Origin of the sequence: Bradyrhizobium sp. BRP19 (genome assembly GCF_020194195.1) — a bacterium.
Classification (GTDB): domain Bacteria; phylum Pseudomonadota; class Alphaproteobacteria; order Rhizobiales; family Xanthobacteraceae; genus Bradyrhizobium; species Bradyrhizobium yuanmingense.
Genome location: NZ_JADYVZ010000002.1, coordinates 355435 through 370342 on the forward strand (window position 1 = coordinate 355435; position 14908 = coordinate 370342).

Genomic DNA, 14908 nt, shown 5'->3' on the forward strand with positions numbered 1-14908 from the left:
TCCAATCGCGTTCTGGATGGTTGGGGCCAGTTCCAAGGGGGCGTTTTGAACTCCATTGCCTGCAGACAGGTGAACCGTCGTGACGGCTGAAGGCCAGCGACGGCGCGCATTCTGGCAGATCCTGCTGTTCGCGGCGGGCCTTTTGGTGCTGACCGTGATCAGCGCCGGTTCCGTCTACCTCGTCAACAAGGCGCGGGAGGACAGCAAGTGGGTGGTTCACACCATCGAGGCTGAAAACCAGATCAACGCCCTCCTCTTGGAAATCCGGCGTGCGGAAAGCACCGCCCGCGGCTACCTGCTGACCCAAAGATCGGATTTCAAGGCAGACCACGACAAGGCCATCGCTGCAATCGTGCCAGCGCTCGACAGGCTTACACGCCTGATCGGCGACAATCCGCAACAGCGCAAGAGCATCGAAAAGCTGAGTTCGGTGATCGAGACGCGGCTCGGCCAATTCGCGCAGGAGATGGATTTCATCCGTCAGGGTCAGCCGGAGAAGGCCGCAGGGTTGGTGCGCGAGCTAGCCTCCGCCGATACCACGGCGGCGATTGCCGAAGTCGCGACGGGAATGCTTCAGGAGGAGGAACGGTTATTCCGCCTCCGCACGGCCAACTCCGACCGCAGCCAGACCCTGGCCGCTTCGATGACCGGTATCGGATCCGGCCTGGTTGTGGTGCTGGCGCTGATCTCGATCTGGCTGGTGCGGCGTTCGACACGCGAACGCGATGCGGCCGAAGCGCGCCTGCGCGATGCCAACCTCAATCTCGAGGCCGTCGTCGACGAGCGCACGGCGGATCTGCGCGAAGCCAACGACGAGATCCAGCGCTTTGCCTATATCGTCAGCCACGATCTGCGCTCGCCGCTCGTCAACATCATGGGCTTCACGAGCGAGCTCGAAGAGCTCGGCGGCGACATCTTCCGCCGCATCGGCAGCCTCGCGCACGCCCCCGCGGATGGAGCGCCGCTCGCGCCCGCCGCTCCGGGCGAGATCGCGCTCGAGGGCGCCGACAAGCAGCTCCATGAGGATTTCTCCGAAGCGCTCGGCTTCATCAAATCGTCGATCGCCAAGATGGACCGGCTGATCTCGGCCATCCTCAACCTCACCCGCGAGGGCCGGCGCGAATTCCAGCCGGTGAAGGTCGACACGCGCGAGCTGATCGAGGCCATCGTGACGACGCTGGCGCACCAGGCCGCCGAGGCGCAGGCCGAGATTCACGTCGAGCCCCTGCCGGACCTCGTGAGCGACCGTCTCGCCCTCGAGCAAATTTTCTCCAACCTGATCGACAATGCCATCAAATATCTCAAGCCCGGCGTGCCCGGCGAGATCAGAATCCGCGGGCGGACCAAGCTCGGCTACGCTATCTTCGAGGTCAGCGACAACGGCCGCGGCATCGATCCCAAGGACCACCAGCGGATATTCGACCTGTTCCGCCGCGCGGGAACCCAGGACAAGCCCGGCCAGGGCATTGGTCTTGCCCATGTGCGTGCACTTGTGCGTCGCCTCGGCGGCACCATGTCGGTATCATCGGAACTCAACACGGGCAGCACCTTCACGATCACGCTGCCGATCGCCTGGAACGTGAGCAACCGGAACAGAGATCGATGACCCAGCCTGTCACCATCATCATGGTCGAGGACGACGAGGGCCATGCCCGTCTGATCGAGCGCAATATCCGCCGCTCGGGCGTCAACAACGAGATCGTCTCCTTCACCACCGGGACCGACGCCATGCGGCACCTGTTCGGCGCCGACGGCTCCGGGCTGGTGCAGAAGGGCAACGCGCTTCTGATCCTGCTCGACCTCAACCTCCCAGACATGACCGGGATCGACATCCTGAAGCAGATCAAGGAGAACAAGTACCTGAAGGCCTCGCCCGTGGTGGTGCTGACCACCACCGACGATTCCCAGGAGATCAAGCGCTGCTACGAGCTCGGCTGCAACGTCTACATCACCAAGCCCGTCAACTACGAGAATTTCGCCAACGCCATCCGGCAGCTCGGTCTGTTCTTCTCGGTCATCCAGGTCCCGCCCGCCGCCACATGAACCAGCGCACGCCGACACTGCTCTACATTGACGACGACGGGGCGCTGGCGCGCCTGGTCGATCGCGGCCTGACGCGGCGCGGCTTCCGGGTCGTCCATGCCGCGAGCGGCGAGGAAGGGCTCGAGCACATCCGCCGCGCCGCCGCCCAGAACAGCACCGAAGGCGGCATCGACGTCGTCGCGCTCGATCAGTACATGCCGGGCCTCGACGGGCTCGAGACGCTCGAGCAGATCATGGCGATCCCGGACGCGCCGCCCGTCGTGTTCGTGACCGCCTCGCAGGATTCCAGCATTGCGGTGACGGCGCTCAAGGCGGGAGCGGCCGACTATCTGGTCAAGGACGTCCAGGGCGACTTCATCCCGCTCCTCCACGTCGCGGCCGAAGGCGCGCTGCGCCAGGCCGAGCTGCAACGGGCGCGCGAGGAAGCCGAGGCCGAGATCCACGCCTCGCGCGACCGCTACGCGGCGCTCGCCGCCGAACGCGAGCTCCTGCTGCGCGAGGTCAACCACCGCGTCGGCAACTCGCTCCAGATCATCGCCTCGCTGCTGCACCTGCAGGCAAGCTCCGCCGCACAGGACGAGGTCAAGGCGGCGCTGACCAACGCGATGGGCCGCGTCGCCGCGGTGGCGCAGGTGCACCGCCGCCTCTACACCTCGCAGGACCTCAAGAGCGTGGTCCTCAATCAATATCTGGACTCGCTGCTCGAGGATCTCAGGCGGTCGGCCGAAGGCAACCGCATGTCGCGCCTGACGCTGAAGGCCGAGCCGATCGAGATCGATCCGGACCGTGCGGTCGCCGTCGGCATCATCGTCAACGAGCTGGTGATGAATGCGGTGAAATACGCCTACCCCGACGGCGCCGGCCCGATCCATGTCGAGCTGATCTCGCAAGGCGATGACCTCCTGCTCTCGATCACCGACGACGGCGTCGGCGACAACGCCAAGGCCGATCCGCGCTCCACCGGCATGGGCCAGCGCATCGTCGCGGCCATGGCCACCAAGCTCGACGCCGCGGTCGAGCGCGATCCCGCGCATTCCGGAACCCGGGTCGTGCTGAAGTTCGGCCGCATGCCCGCAAGCGTCGGCAAGACCAGCACCGCTGCCGCCAGCTGAGCGGTCCGGCCGCACCCATCGCAACTGCATTGCGATCCTGCTATGATGGCAAGCCATGACTTCGCGCGACTCCGCCCCGTCTGAAATCACGCCGGCCGTGCTGCTGCGCGCTTATGCCTGCGGCATCTTTCCGATGGCGGAAAGCGCCGACGATCCGACCCTGTTCTGGGTCGAGCCGGAGCTGCGCGGCGTCATCCCGCTCGACGGCTTCCGCGTCGCCTCGCGCCTCGCGCGCACCGTGCGCTCGGATCAGTTTCGCGTCACCGTCAACACCGCGTTCAAGGCGACCATCGCCGGCTGCGCGGCGCCGCAAGTGGGCCGCGAGGATACCTGGATCAACAAGCGCATCCGCGACCTCTATGGCGGGCTGTTCGAGCTCGGCCATTGCCACAGCGTCGAAGCCTGGCAGGGCGACGAGCTCGTCGGCGGTCTCTACGGCGTCAGCCTGGGACGGGCCTTCTTCGGCGAGAGCATGTTCCACACCGTGCGCGATGCATCGAAGGTCGCGCTGGTGCATCTGGTCGCGCGGCTCATTCACGGCGGCTTCGAGCTGCTCGACACCCAATATGTCACCGAGCACCTGAAGAGCTTCGGCGCCGTCGAGATCTCGCGGCGACGCTATACCGCGCTGCTCGACAAGGCGCTGGCGGGCGAGCCCGGCGATTTCCTGAAGCTCTCCGCCGGCGACGCGATCCCGGGCGCACGAGCCCTCGAGATCATCGCTTCGCGGCAATAACGAACAGCTCGGTTAGCGGCCAAATCCGGGAATGCCGAACAGGCCTGGGCGCTGCTCCGGTGGTGGCGGCGGTGGCGGCGCCGGTTGCTGCTGCTGGATCGGCGGCAGCGGCTGCGGCGGGCGCTGCTGCACCTGCTTGGGCGCGGCCTTCTTCTGCGTGGGCGGCGGTGGCGGCGGCTTGGCCGCGGCCGGATCCGGTGCCGCCGTCGCCACGGTCTGCTGCGGCTCTTTGCAGTCGGTCAGCCAGATGTCGTAGATCGGATGCTCGACGCCGTGCAGGCCGGGGCTCGCCGCGTACATCCAGCCCGAGAAGATCCGCTTCACCTCGCCCTGCAAGGTGATCTCGTCGACCTCGACGAAGGCGTCGGTGTTGGCCGCTTCAGTCGCCGGACGCGTGTAGCAGGCGTTGGTCTTGACGCGGAGCGCACCGAACTGGACGGTCTCGCCGATCTCCTCGTCGAAATTGATGATGCGCCCGGTGATCTTGTCGAGGCCGGAGAACGTCGCCTTCTTGTTCACGATCTTCTGGGCCGGCGGCTCCGTCACGACCTCGTCGCCCGGCTGGAGGCTGGCCGGCGTCTGCGGCACGCCGCCCTTCTGCTGGGGCTGGCGCTGACCGGGCGCTCCGGGAGCGCCTTGCGGACCCGGCGGAGTGATCGCGGCCGAGGGCGGCTGGTTCGGCGGCGCGAGCGTCGAGCCCGGCGGCGGTGCTAGGGGCTGGGTCTCGACCGGCCCGGGCATCACGTTGCCCTGCCGGCCCGGAGGCGGCGGCATCGGGCGCGACGGCAGCACTCGGCCCTGCGGCGGCAGCTCCGGCACCTCTTCGTCGTCCTCGGGCATCTGCTGCGGCTGGGGCTGGCCGCGCGGAATGCTGCCGGGCGGCCGCAGCGGCGGCGGATCGGAGAAGATCGTGCCGATCTGCGCACCTGCCGGCGTCGCAGCCGTCAGTGCGGTGGCGGCCAAAAGCGCCGCAAGACCGGTCAGGGAAAAGGTTTTGAACATTTCGCGCGGCTTCAACAGCGAATCGGGCTCGTTGGACATTCTACAGGGGATACCGCCGCTCGCAGGCCTTCCGGTTAACACGCCGAATACGGCGGGGGAAGGGCGGCATCCCTGCCCTTCCCGGCCCGGTCTGGCCAGGCCGGCTCCCGGATGGGATAGTCCTGAGCCCCTCGCCGGGGCACCCCCATGGCCGAAGGCGAGCATGCCCTCCAAAGCGCTACACAGCCGATAATACCGACAGAAATGCCCTCCCTCGTCCGAGCCGTCCTCGCCCTTCCCCTGCGTGCCCTCGGCTGGCTTGGTGGCCAGGGCACGCGCGCGGTGGCGGCGATTGCCTTCATCGCGGTCGCGGTGCCGCCGCTCGGCGCGCTGCTGCGCCCCTACGTCACCGAGGCGATCTTCCTTCTGCTCTGCATCTCCTTCATGCGCGTCGATCTCGTCGCGCTGTACGGACATCTGCGACGGCCAGCGCTGGTCGCGGCCGCCACCGCCTGGACCACGATCGGCGTGCCGCTGATCTTCGCCCTCGCTGCCCACGCGACGGGGCTCTCCACGAGCTCTCCAGGCCTTGCTCTCGCGCTGATGCTCCAGGGCATGGCCTCGCCGATGATGGCGGCGCCAGCGCTTGCCGCGCTGATGGGCCTCGATGCCGCGCTGGTGCTGGTCACGCTAGTGACCTCGACCGCGCTCGTGCCATTCACCGCCTCGCTGTACGCGAGCCTGTTTCTCGGCGGCATGCTCAGCATCTCTCCGACGACGCTCGGCTTGAAGCTGCTCGGCATCCTCGCCGCATCACTGGTGACCGCCACGATCATCCGCCGTCTGGTGGGCAGTGATGCAATCCAGCGCCACAAGCGGCCGATCGACGGCCTCAACATCATCATACTCTTGGTGTTCGCCTCCGCAGTGATGGGCGACGTCGCAACCGAGTTTCTCGCCGATCCGCTGTTCACGATCGCCGTCGCGCTGCTCGCTTTTGCGGTCTACTTCACCCTCCTCGCCGCAACCACGCTGATCTTCCGACGTGCCGGCACCGAGCGCGCGTTCGCGCTCGGCCTGATGGTGTCACAGCGCAATCTGGGCCTGATGCTGGCGGCCACCGCCGGCGCGCTGCCGGCGACGACCTGGCTCTATTTCGCGCTGACGCAGTTTCCGATTCACTTTGCGCCGTACATGCTGATGCCGATCGCAAGGCGCCTGACGGCACGCACGAATGGGTCCAGCGAGGCAAAAAAGGCCGAAGTTCACTCGTTTGTGTCACAGGAGCGCCGTGAAGGAACAACAATCTAAGGTGGCCGTTCAAGGTCTGTTACCCAAAGGAGGTCGCGATGAGGTTTGCCGTGATTTTGGTTCTCGGCTCGCTCGCGCTGGGCTCGGCCGCGAGAGCCGATCGACCCGGCCCCGACTGGATGCCGATGCAACAAGTGATAGCCAAGATCCTGGAGGCGGGCTATTCCGAGGTCACCAAGCTTGAAGCCGATGATGGCCGGTGGGAGGGCGAAGGCATCAAGAACGGCCAGAAGATGGAATTCCGTGCCGATCCCAAAACCGGCGCCATCGTGAGCGAGAAGCCGGACAAGTGAGCATCGCCGAAGTCCGCTTGAGCAAGGCGGACTGCGCCAAGCTCATTTGAACTCCATCCTCTTGCGTTCGGCCAATATCCACTGCCGGAATGCCTGCATCGCGTGCGTGTGCCGCTTTGATTTGAGGGACGTGAGCCAGTACGATCCGAGATTGACGCGAGTGTTGTAGGGACAAGCAAGGCGCTTCCGGGCGACCTCCTCCCGGAACAAGATGACCGGCAAAAGTGCGACCCCGCCTCCTCGAGCTGCAGCATGCGCCAACGAAATCGATGAATCGAACATCGGGCCCGTCATGCGGGGCTGACTGCATTTCGCTGCCTCGAACCACTGCGTCCACTCGCCGGATCGGTAGGAACGCAGCAGCACCTCTTGATGGAGATCAATCGGGTCTTTGAGACGCTTCGCTATCGTTGGCGTGCACATCGGAGTGAAGAGAGCATCGACCAAACGCTCTGCGTTGGTACCGTGCCAGGCGCCGTCGCCGAATCGAATGGCGAAGTCCAGGCCCTCGGCGCCGAGGTCGACACGATTGTTGTTCGCAAGGATCCTGATATCGACCTGCGGGTGGCTCGAGGTGAAAGCCTGGAGGCGAGGAACGAGCCAGCCTGCTGCGAAGGTTCCGACGACGCCGATCATCAGCGTCTCCCGCATGCGGCCATTTTCGAAACGGTCCAGCACCTGGTTGATGCGGCCGAAAGCATCGGAAATGGCAGGCAACAGCGTCTCGCCTTCCTCTGTCAGGACAAGCCCGCGCGTGAGCCGCCTGAACAGCTCCACACGCAGGCTTCGCTCCAGAGTTCGCACCTGCTGGCTCACAGCGGCTTGCGATACGCGAAGTTCCAAACCGGCTTTGGTGAAGCTGAGGTGACGCGCTGCCGCCTCGAAGGCACGCAGCGCGTTCAGCGGAAGATTGGAAATCCTGGGAGGTCGGCGGGCCACGTCTGATCCAAGTTTTACTTATGGTTGGCCTTACGAAGCATCGTTTGTCAATCGCGGCAGCACGCAGCAAAAAAGCGCACGTTTAATGGGAGTTCACGATGCTAACGCGACGTCAGTTCGGATCATCCACACTTGTGCTCGCAGGACATTTCTTCCTCTCGAAAATCTCGAGCGCTTCGACACTCGAAACAACACGACTGTTGGAGGCCTTCAGACAACTTGAAAAGAAAAGCGGCGGTCGGCTCGGCGTCGCCGTGCTCGACACGCAAACCGGAGCATCGATGCATCACAGGGGAGACGAACGATTTCCGATGTGCAGCACCTTCAAGGTGCTTGCGTCCGCAGCGATATTGAAGAGGCTGGGAGACAAGCTGGACGGCCTCGATCGACGCGTTCGCATCGAACAATCCGACATCGTCGAAAATTCGCCGATCACCCGTGAGCATGTCGGACCGGAAGGCATGTCGCTGCGCGAGCTCTGCGAGGCCGCCATTACGAGGAGCGACAACACGGCGGGGAATCTGCTTCTCAGGAACATAGGAGGCACCGCCGGCTTGACCGCCTTCGCGCGCAGCCTCGGTGATGACGTGACCCGATTGGACCGCATCGAAACCGAGTTGAACGAAGCTGCGCCCGGCGATGTTCGCGACACGACGAGCCCAAACGCGATGGCTGAGAATTACAGGCGTCTGGTGCTGGGCAACGTGCTCCCGCCGGCGGCTCGGGAGCAGCTGTCCAAATGGATGATCGCGAACAAGACCGGAGACAGCCGATTGCGCGCCGGTTTGCCGCAGGGCTGGCGCGTGGGCGACAAGACTGGAACGGGCGGCCACGCCACCAACAACGACGTCGCGATCGCATGGCCGCCTCAGCGCTCGGCGCTCATCGTTGCAGTTTATCTCACGGGCGCCTCTGTCGATTTCGGCGCCCAGAATGAGGTGATCGCTTCCGTTGGACGAGAGGTCGGCAAGGAATTCGGTTGACCGCGCAAGCTGACGTTCGCACCGAAGCCCGGCAGGGCCCTTCGAGTGGAGGCTGGTGCCGGGCGCCCTACCCCGCCCGCGCCGCGCGCCGCAGCGCCTGCGGCGGCTGGCCATAGGCGCGGATGAAGGCACGCCGCATGCGCTCGGGGTCGCGGAAACCGGTCACCTCCGCGACGCGCTCGATCGCCTCGCGCGAAGACTGCACGCGCTCGCGCGCGACTTCGAGCCTGAGCCGCTCGATCGCCTTGGACGGTGTCGTGCCGGTCTCGGCGGCAAAGGCACGGGCAAAATGCCGCGCGCTCATGCCGGCGCGATCGGCGAGATCCTCCACCGTCAGCGGCGCGTCGAGATTTTCGCGTGCCCAGGACAAGAGCGTGCCGAAGCGTCCGTTTGGCGCCTTCAATTCCAGCAGCGACGAGAACTGCGACTGGCCGCCGCTGCGGCGATGGTACAGAACGAGCTGCCGCGCAGTTGCCTGCGCGATCTCCTCGCCATGGTCCTCGGTGATCATCGCGAGCGCGAGGTCGATACCGGCGGAAATCCCGGCCGAAGTCCAGATATCGCCGTCGCGGGTGAAAATCTGGTCGGGCTCGAACTTGATCTTGGGAAAGCGCGCGACGAACTCGCGCGTCCGCGCCCAATGCGTGGTGGCGCGGCGGCCGTCGAGAAGCCCCGCCTCGGCCAGCACGAAGGCGCCCGAGCAGACGCTCGCGACCCGCACGCCGCGCCTTGCCAGCCGCTGCACGAAGGCCCGCGTGATCTCGCAGCGCGCGGCCTCCGCAACGCCGCTGCCGCCGGCCACGGCCAGCGTCGTGATCGCGTTCGCCGTCTTGAAGTCACGCGCCATCATCTCGACGCCCGACGAGCTGCGCACCAGCCCCGGCTTGGCAGCGAGAACGCGGATGGCTGGCGCCTTGCCGACGTAGCGCGCTGCGATCTCGAACGCCGAGATCGGACCTGCCGCATCGAGCAGCTGGAAGTCCGGGAAGATCAGGATGCCGATCATGGGCCAAGCCGTAACGTATGTCCGAAAGCGAGGGAATTATGCCATTTCTGACTTGAGGGCACCATGCCATTCTGCCGGCGTCAAGCGCATTATCGGAGGCTCCCATGTCGTCACCGCTCCAGATCGGAATCCTGGTATTTCCGCGCGTCACCCAGCTCGATTTCACCGGCCCCTTGCAGGTGTTCGCCATGGTCCCGGACGCAAAGCTGCACCTGATCTGGAAGCGGATCGAGCCGGTGCCGAGCGATTCCGTGCTGACGCTGACGCCGACTACGACCTTTGCGGATTGCCCCCAGCTCGATGTCATCTGCGTGCCGGGCGGCCAGGGCACCAACGACCTTCTCAACGACGAGGACGTGCTCGCATTCCTGCGCAGGCAAGCGGCAGGCGCCAAGTACGTCACCTCGGTCTGCACGGGATCGCTGGCCCTCGGCGCCGCCGGCCTTCTGAAGGGCTACCGCGCCGCCACCCATTGGAGCGCAATGGAGATGCTCGCGCAGTTCGGCGCGACACCGACGAAGACCCGCGTCTGCGTCGATCGCAACCGCATCACCGGCGGCGGCGTCACCGCTGGCATCGATTTCGCGCTGACGCTGGTCTCGATCTTGGTCGATCGCACAATGGCCGAAGCGATCCAGCTGCAGATGGAATACAATCCAGCCCCGCCGTTCAATGCGGGCTCACCCGACACCGCGCCGGCCGAAGTGCTGGCGCTGCTGAGGGAGCGCGGCGCGCAGAACCATGCACGGCGGCTCGAGGCGGTGCAGCGCGCGGCCGAGCGGGTGGCGTAAAGGATCGGGCTTGCTCTTGTACCCCGGACGCAGCGCAGCGTTTCACGCTGCAGCGCGCCCGGGACACGCGAGGCGAACAACGACAGAAAAAGGCCGCTCGGTTTCCCAAGCGGCCTTTCCTGTCTCACGGTGGCTGCACATTCACATCGGGCGATGTCGGAGCTTCCAGACCGGGGGCCTATCTCCCGATCGAGTCCTTCCTCGGCGGCCGCTGCATCTCGGGACAGTCGCGAACTGTTGCCCGAACCGAACGCGATGGTCTCCCATCTCCGTAAGATGGGATCATTGAGCCGCATCGCCCGCCTCGCGGCAACACCTGCGCAGGCGGCATCCCCGCTGTTCCCGTTGTCCACAGCGGCGCGGCGCGGATGCATGTGCATCCGCTTTGGACGATGGTGATTCGTGGGTCGGCCGAAAGGGGCTTAGCCGGGCGTCCAGGGCTGATAGTCGCCGGTCGCCTTGGGACGCCTGCCGCTGGCGAGCGTCGAGCCGGAGGGCCGATAGGCCTTCGCTGTGCCGGTGAGGTTCGGCTGGTGCGGCTTCTCCCACTCGCGCGGCTGATAATCGATCTCGGTCGGCGGCTTGTCGACGACGTGGTGAATCCAGCCATGCCAGGACGGTGGAATCCGGCTCGCTTCCGCGTAGCCGTTATAGATCACCCAGCGCCGCTCGAAGCCGAGCGCCGGATCGATCGCCCCGCCCCGCGTGCGGTAGTAACGGTTGCCCTGCTCGTCCTCGCCGACCAGCTCGCCATGCCGCTTGGTCCAGAGCTGGGTGCCAAAGGTCTGGCCATTCCACCAGGTGAAGAACTTGAGGAAGAATTGTTTCATGCGGCAAGGGCCCTGCTTCGTGGGGTCCTGATGCCATCCGGGGGGCGAAATGTCCAGTTCGGCAGGCGCGTCGGCGCCCCCGCAAATCCGCCTGCCGCGCACGCCCCTGCCGCAAAGCCGACGCGATTCATTCATGCCCGGTACAGCGGCGGGACCTGAGGCTCCATGCGCGCGCAAACCGGCGTGATCCCAGGAACCCCCGCGCTTTCTCAGGGTTGCTTTCCGGGAAAGGAGTTTACCATGAACAGTCTGAAATTGTTGAGTGCCGCTGCGACGGTGGCGTTGGTTCTTCCCTTGGCGAGCCCGAGCTTTGCGCAGCAGAGTCGTGCCGCCGCGGTCGGAGCGGGCGGTGGTGCGGCGATCGGTGGCGGAGGTGCCGCGGTCGGTGGCGGAGGCGGCGGCTTCGGTGGCGGCGCCCGCATGGGCGGCGGCGGCGCCGCGTTCCAGGGCGGTGGCGGCGGTTTCGGGGGCGGAGCCGCGATGCGCCCGAGCGGTGGCAATTTCGCAGGCGGTGGCGCGGTCCGTCCGGGCGGTGGCAGTTTCGTCGGGGGCGCGGCAGACCGTGCCGCTATCTCGCCGAGCTTCAGTGGGACCCGTAGCGCTGCAGTTGCGGGCAACTGGCAGGGCGGCAGCGGCAATTGGCAGGGCGGCAGCGGCAACTGGAGCGGTCGTCACTGGCACGGTCGCCACCACCATCATCATCGCCACGGCGGCTTCTGGCCGGGCTTTGCGGCTGGCGCCGCGATCGGCGGCCTCGGCTCCTACGCCTATTACGGCAGCGGCTACGGCTATTACGATGATCCCTACTACTACGGCTACTATGACGAGCCGTCGGTTGCCGTAGTGCAGGATGGCGGCGGCGACGCCGCTTATTGCGCGCGGCGCTTCAAATCTTACGACCCGGCCTCGGGCACCTATCTCGGCTACGACGGCCGGCGGCATCCTTGCCCGTAAGCAGATCGCGAAGACTAGAGGCGAAAGGCGTCGCAGCAATGCGGCGCCTTTTTTGCAATCGGCGCCTTCCTCGCTCCTTTCGGCTCCATCACCCTCGCAGATAAATACAAATCGATGCAAATGGACCTTTATGCACCAAACCGTGCATATCCTGCGCGATCCAATCGCAAATTGACCGGACCCACGATTCGCGGATATCACAAACCACAGTGGGGACTTCGATCTTCTGGGAAGTGTCATGCCGCGTATTCTCGTGGTTGATGACGATCCGATGGTCGGCGCGACCATCGAGGTCCTCCTCCAACGTCAGGGCTTCGACGTCACGCTGACCGACGGCGGCGAAACAGGACTGGCTGCGCTGGAATCGCAAGCCTTCGACGTCATGCTGGTCGACATCTTCATGCCGCATATGCGCGGCTTCGAATCCATCCGCATCTTTCACGAGCGCGCCCCTGCCACGCCGCTGATCGCGATGTCAGGCTATGCCTTCGCCTCGTCCGCCTCGCCCTCTCCCGATTTTCTCCGCATGGCGCTTGAGCTCGGCGCAACGCGCTGCCTGCGCAAGCCGTTCACGCCGGAAGCGCTGCTGACCACGATCCGGGAATGCCTTGCCGGCGCGGGCGAGAGCGCGCCGCCGAAGGACCAGAAAGAAGCCCCTTGATTCCAACGCAGCGCGTCATTCTCGGTGTTGGACTTGCCATCCTCCTGATCATCACCGCGGCCTCGATCGCCCTCGACGTCAAGTCGCGGTCCGACGCGGCGTCGGTGAACCACACCGTCCAGGTGCAAAAGAAGATCTCCGATCTGCGCGTGCTGCTGCGCCGGGCCGAGAGCGCCGCGCGCGGCTACGAGCTCTATCGCAGCCAGGGCTTCAGCGACGAGTTCCAGGCGGTGCACGCCAAGCTCGCGCCGGCCCTCGCCGAGCTCAAGCGCGACGTGCGCGACACCCCCGATCAGGTCGCCCTGCTTGAGGGCACCGAGCCGCTGGCGCTGCGCCGGATCGAGATCGCCGCCACCGCGATGCGCCTGCGGGCCGCCAACGACCAGGCCGGCATTGCCGCGCTCAACAGCAAGGCCGAGGGCCGTGGCCTCATGGACACGGTGATGCGCAATCTCGACCGCCTGAGCGCGGAGGAAGAACGCCTGCTCGCCGCCCGCTCCCAGGATTCGCGCCGCACCGGCATCGTGCTGCTCGGCATCGACGTCGCCGGCGCCGTGCTGATCCTGCTCCTGGTCGCATTGGTGATGCGCGAAAGCCGCCGCACGACGGGTGAGCTCCAGAGCTCGCTCGAGCAGACCCAAGCCGCCAAGGCGGCGCTCGAGGCGGCGGTGGCCGAACGCACCGAGCACCTCGTCGCCGCGCATGACGAATTGCGCCTGTCGGTCAACGTGCTCCAGAGCACGTTTCGCAGCATGGCGGAGGCGGTGCTGGTCATCGACGCCGAGGGCACCGTGCTGCTGTCCAATCCGGCCGCCGAGCGCATGCTGCTGCATCGCACCGGCATGAACGTCGGCAATCTGCGCGCGCTGTCCGACGTGTTTCACGGCGACGGCGTCACGCCGCTTCCGGCCGACGAGCTGCCATCGACGCGCGTGCTGCGCGGCGAGCAGTTCGAAGAGCTGGAGATGATCGTCCGCCCGCACAGCGGCAACCCGCCGCGCCATCTCATGGTCAGCGGCCGGCCGATGCGGGACGGGCAAGGCAACATCTCCGGCGCGGTGCTGGTCTATCACGATGCGACGACCTCGCGCGAGACCGAGCGGCAGTTGCACCAGTCGCAGAAGCTGGATGCGATCGGCAAGCTGACCGGCGGCGTCGCGCACGACTTCAACAACATGCTCACGGTCATCTCCGGCAACACCGAGACGCTGGTGGAGCGCCTGAAGGACCAGCCCGAGCTACAGCGCACGGCCCGGCTGATCGACGATGCCGCCGAACGCTGCGCCGAGCTGATCCAGCACCTCTTGGCATTCGCGCGCCGGCAGCCGCTCGAGCCGCGCAACGTCGACATCAACGCCGCGATCTCGGACATCGCAAAGCTCCTTCGCCCCACCCTCGGCGAGCAGATCCAGATCGAGACCGTGCTGGAACAGGGGCCGATGACGACGCATATCGATCCGTCCAGGCTCACCAACGCCGTGCTCAACATGGCGATCAACGCCCGCGACGCCATGCCGGGCGGCGGCAAGCTGCTGCTGGAGACCCACCGCGTCGTGCTCGACGAAGCCTATGCGCAGGCCAATGCCGACGTGGCAGCGGGCCCCTACATCATGCTCGCGGTCAGCGACACCGGCACCGGCATGCCCCCTGACGTGCAGCAGAAGGCGTTCGAGCCCTTCTTCACCACCAAGGAGGTCGGCAAGGGATCCGGCCTTGGCCTCTCCATGGTCTACGGCTTCGTCAAGCAATCCGGCGGCCACATCAAGATCTACAGCGAGGAAGGCCACGGCACCACGATCAAGCTCTATCTGCCGCCGGGCGAAGGCGCAGCGGACATCGCAACCGGCGTCACGCCGACGGCCGAAGGCGGCGCCGAGACCATTTTCGTGGTCGAGGACGATCCGCTGGTCCGCAACTTCGTCACCGCGCAGCTCCAGAGCCTTGGCTACAAGACGATCGCCGCGTCCGACGGCAAGGCGGCGCTGGACCTGATTGAGGCCGGGCAGAGCTTCGACCTGCTGTTCACCGACGTCGTCATCCCCGGCGGCATGAGCGGCCGCGAGCTCGCCGACGAGGTGGCGAGGCGCCGGCCGGGCGTGAAGGTGCTCTACACCTCCGGCTACACCGACAACGCCATCGTCCATCACGGCAAGCTCGACGACGGCGTGCTGCTGCTGACCAAGCCCTACCGGCGCAACCAGCTCGCGGAGATGATCCGGAAGGCGCTGAACGGCGGCGGGATGGCGCCGAGCTAGCGCAACGAACTTG

At 66.0% G+C, this 14908-nt stretch carries 15 protein-coding genes; 11 read left to right on the top strand and 4 right to left on the bottom strand.

Annotated features, from left to right (window positions below; all coding sequences use genetic code 11):
- Positions 1 to 79 precede the first annotated feature (79 nt).
- The 4 genes from I6F36_RS07410 to aat are packed head-to-tail and all read left to right on the top strand — an operon-like array spanning position 80 to position 3891.
- On the top strand, positions 80 to 1606 hold the full coding sequence (locus I6F36_RS07410) for an ATP-binding protein (RefSeq protein ID WP_036022881.1): 1527 nt from the start codon (positions 80 to 82) through the stop codon (positions 1604 to 1606).
- Positions 1603 to 2043, top strand: coding sequence for a response regulator (locus I6F36_RS07415; RefSeq protein WP_036000093.1), 441 nt, complete (start codon positions 1603 to 1605; stop codon positions 2041 to 2043). Before I6F36_RS07410 ends, I6F36_RS07415 begins: the two co-directional genes overlap by 4 nt.
- The gene (locus I6F36_RS07420) at positions 2040 to 3155 is read left to right on the top strand and encodes a sensor histidine kinase (protein ID WP_225113972.1); all 1116 of its coding nucleotides are present in this window, start codon (positions 2040 to 2042) and stop codon (positions 3153 to 3155) included. The genes I6F36_RS07415 and I6F36_RS07420 overlap by 4 nt, the downstream gene beginning before the upstream one ends.
- A gap of 55 nt (positions 3156 to 3210) precedes the next feature.
- Positions 3211 to 3891 (top strand): leucyl/phenylalanyl-tRNA--protein transferase, encoded by a 681-nt coding sequence (gene aat / locus I6F36_RS07425; protein WP_036000098.1) that lies wholly within the window; start codon positions 3211 to 3213, stop codon positions 3889 to 3891.
- A gap of 12 nt (positions 3892 to 3903) precedes the next feature.
- Here aat and I6F36_RS07430 read toward each other — a convergent pair whose 3' ends face one another.
- Positions 3904 to 4932 carry a DUF2155 domain-containing protein gene (locus tag I6F36_RS07430; protein WP_036000100.1) on the bottom strand — a complete coding sequence of 343 codons (1029 nt, stop codon included), beginning with the start codon at positions 4930 to 4932 and terminating at the stop codon, positions 3904 to 3906.
- 204 nt (positions 4933 to 5136) lie between these two features.
- Between I6F36_RS07430 and I6F36_RS07435 the strand changes: the two genes are divergently transcribed.
- Together I6F36_RS07435 and I6F36_RS07440 are read left to right on the top strand one after the other, a co-directional pair.
- The gene (locus I6F36_RS07435; RefSeq protein ID WP_225171225.1) at positions 5137 to 6183 is read left to right on the top strand and encodes a Na+-dependent transporter; all 1047 of its coding nucleotides are present in this window, start codon (positions 5137 to 5139) and stop codon (positions 6181 to 6183) included.
- Between the two features lie 38 nt (positions 6184 to 6221).
- Positions 6222 to 6476: a PepSY domain-containing protein gene (locus I6F36_RS07440; RefSeq protein WP_036000102.1), complete on the top strand. Its 255-nt coding sequence runs from the start codon at positions 6222 to 6224 to the stop codon at positions 6474 to 6476.
- A 42-nt stretch (positions 6477 to 6518) separates the two neighbouring features.
- Here the strand turns inward: I6F36_RS07440 and I6F36_RS07445 are convergent, their stop codons facing one another.
- Complete coding sequence (locus tag I6F36_RS07445) at positions 6519 to 7415, bottom strand: LysR family transcriptional regulator (protein WP_346275590.1); 897 nt, start codon at positions 7413 to 7415, stop codon at positions 6519 to 6521.
- Between the two features lie 200 nt (positions 7416 to 7615).
- On the opposite strand from I6F36_RS07445, the gene bla reads away from it, so the two are divergent.
- On the top strand, positions 7616 to 8398 hold the full coding sequence (bla, locus tag I6F36_RS07450) for a class A beta-lactamase (RefSeq protein ID WP_346275592.1): 783 nt from the start codon (positions 7616 to 7618) through the stop codon (positions 8396 to 8398).
- A gap of 67 nt (positions 8399 to 8465) precedes the next feature.
- Here bla and I6F36_RS07455 read toward each other — a convergent pair whose 3' ends face one another.
- Complete coding sequence (locus tag I6F36_RS07455) at positions 8466 to 9404, bottom strand: GlxA family transcriptional regulator (RefSeq protein WP_225125578.1); 939 nt, start codon at positions 9402 to 9404, stop codon at positions 8466 to 8468.
- A gap of 104 nt (positions 9405 to 9508) precedes the next feature.
- On the opposite strand from I6F36_RS07455, the gene I6F36_RS07460 reads away from it, so the two are divergent.
- Positions 9509 to 10195 (top strand): DJ-1/PfpI family protein, encoded by a 687-nt coding sequence (locus I6F36_RS07460; protein WP_225125580.1) that lies wholly within the window; start codon positions 9509 to 9511, stop codon positions 10193 to 10195.
- A gap of 422 nt (positions 10196 to 10617) precedes the next feature.
- On the opposite strand, the gene I6F36_RS07465 is transcribed toward I6F36_RS07460, so the two are convergent.
- Entirely contained in the window at positions 10618 to 11025 is a 408-nt protein-coding gene (locus I6F36_RS07465; protein ID WP_225171226.1) for an NADH:ubiquinone oxidoreductase subunit NDUFA12, read from the bottom strand.
- Positions 11026 to 11265: 240 nt separating this feature from the next.
- Between I6F36_RS07465 and I6F36_RS07470 the strand changes: the two genes are divergently transcribed.
- From I6F36_RS07470 to I6F36_RS07480, 3 genes are all read left to right on the top strand, one after another.
- Complete coding sequence (locus I6F36_RS07470) at positions 11266 to 11979, top strand: BA14K family protein (protein WP_225113967.1); 714 nt, start codon at positions 11266 to 11268, stop codon at positions 11977 to 11979.
- Positions 11980 to 12217: 238 nt separating this feature from the next.
- Positions 12218 to 12640 carry a response regulator gene (locus I6F36_RS07475; protein ID WP_036022871.1) on the top strand — a complete coding sequence of 141 codons (423 nt, stop codon included), beginning with the start codon at positions 12218 to 12220 and terminating at the stop codon, positions 12638 to 12640.
- Positions 12637 to 14895, top strand: coding sequence for a CHASE3 domain-containing protein (locus I6F36_RS07480; protein ID WP_225171227.1), 2259 nt, complete (start codon positions 12637 to 12639; stop codon positions 14893 to 14895). The genes I6F36_RS07475 and I6F36_RS07480 overlap by 4 nt, the downstream gene beginning before the upstream one ends.
- Positions 14896 to 14908: the final 13 nt, after the last annotated feature.

Coding starts and splice junctions, on each gene's coding strand:
- I6F36_RS07415 (WP_036000093.1), top strand. CDS start 1,603: ATGACCCAGCCTGTCACCATCATCATGGTCGAGGACGACGAGGGCCAT.
- I6F36_RS07430 (WP_036000100.1), bottom strand. CDS start 4,932: ATGTCCAACGAGCCCGATTCGCTGTTGAAGCCGCGCGAAATGTTCAAA.
- I6F36_RS07440 (WP_036000102.1), top strand. CDS start 6,222: ATGAGGTTTGCCGTGATTTTGGTTCTCGGCTCGCTCGCGCTGGGCTCG.
- I6F36_RS07455 (WP_225125578.1), bottom strand. CDS start 9,404: ATGATCGGCATCCTGATCTTCCCGGACTTCCAGCTGCTCGATGCGGCA.
- aat (WP_036000098.1), top strand. CDS start 3,211: ATGACTTCGCGCGACTCCGCCCCGTCTGAAATCACGCCGGCCGTGCTG.
- I6F36_RS07435 (WP_225171225.1), top strand. CDS start 5,137: ATGCCCTCCCTCGTCCGAGCCGTCCTCGCCCTTCCCCTGCGTGCCCTC.
- I6F36_RS07470 (WP_225113967.1), top strand. CDS start 11,266: ATGAACAGTCTGAAATTGTTGAGTGCCGCTGCGACGGTGGCGTTGGTT.
- I6F36_RS07475 (WP_036022871.1), top strand. CDS start 12,218: ATGCCGCGTATTCTCGTGGTTGATGACGATCCGATGGTCGGCGCGACC.
- I6F36_RS07420 (WP_225113972.1), top strand. CDS start 2,040: ATGAACCAGCGCACGCCGACACTGCTCTACATTGACGACGACGGGGCG.
- I6F36_RS07460 (WP_225125580.1), top strand. CDS start 9,509: ATGTCGTCACCGCTCCAGATCGGAATCCTGGTATTTCCGCGCGTCACC.
- I6F36_RS07465 (WP_225171226.1), bottom strand. CDS start 11,025: ATGAAACAATTCTTCCTCAAGTTCTTCACCTGGTGGAATGGCCAGACC.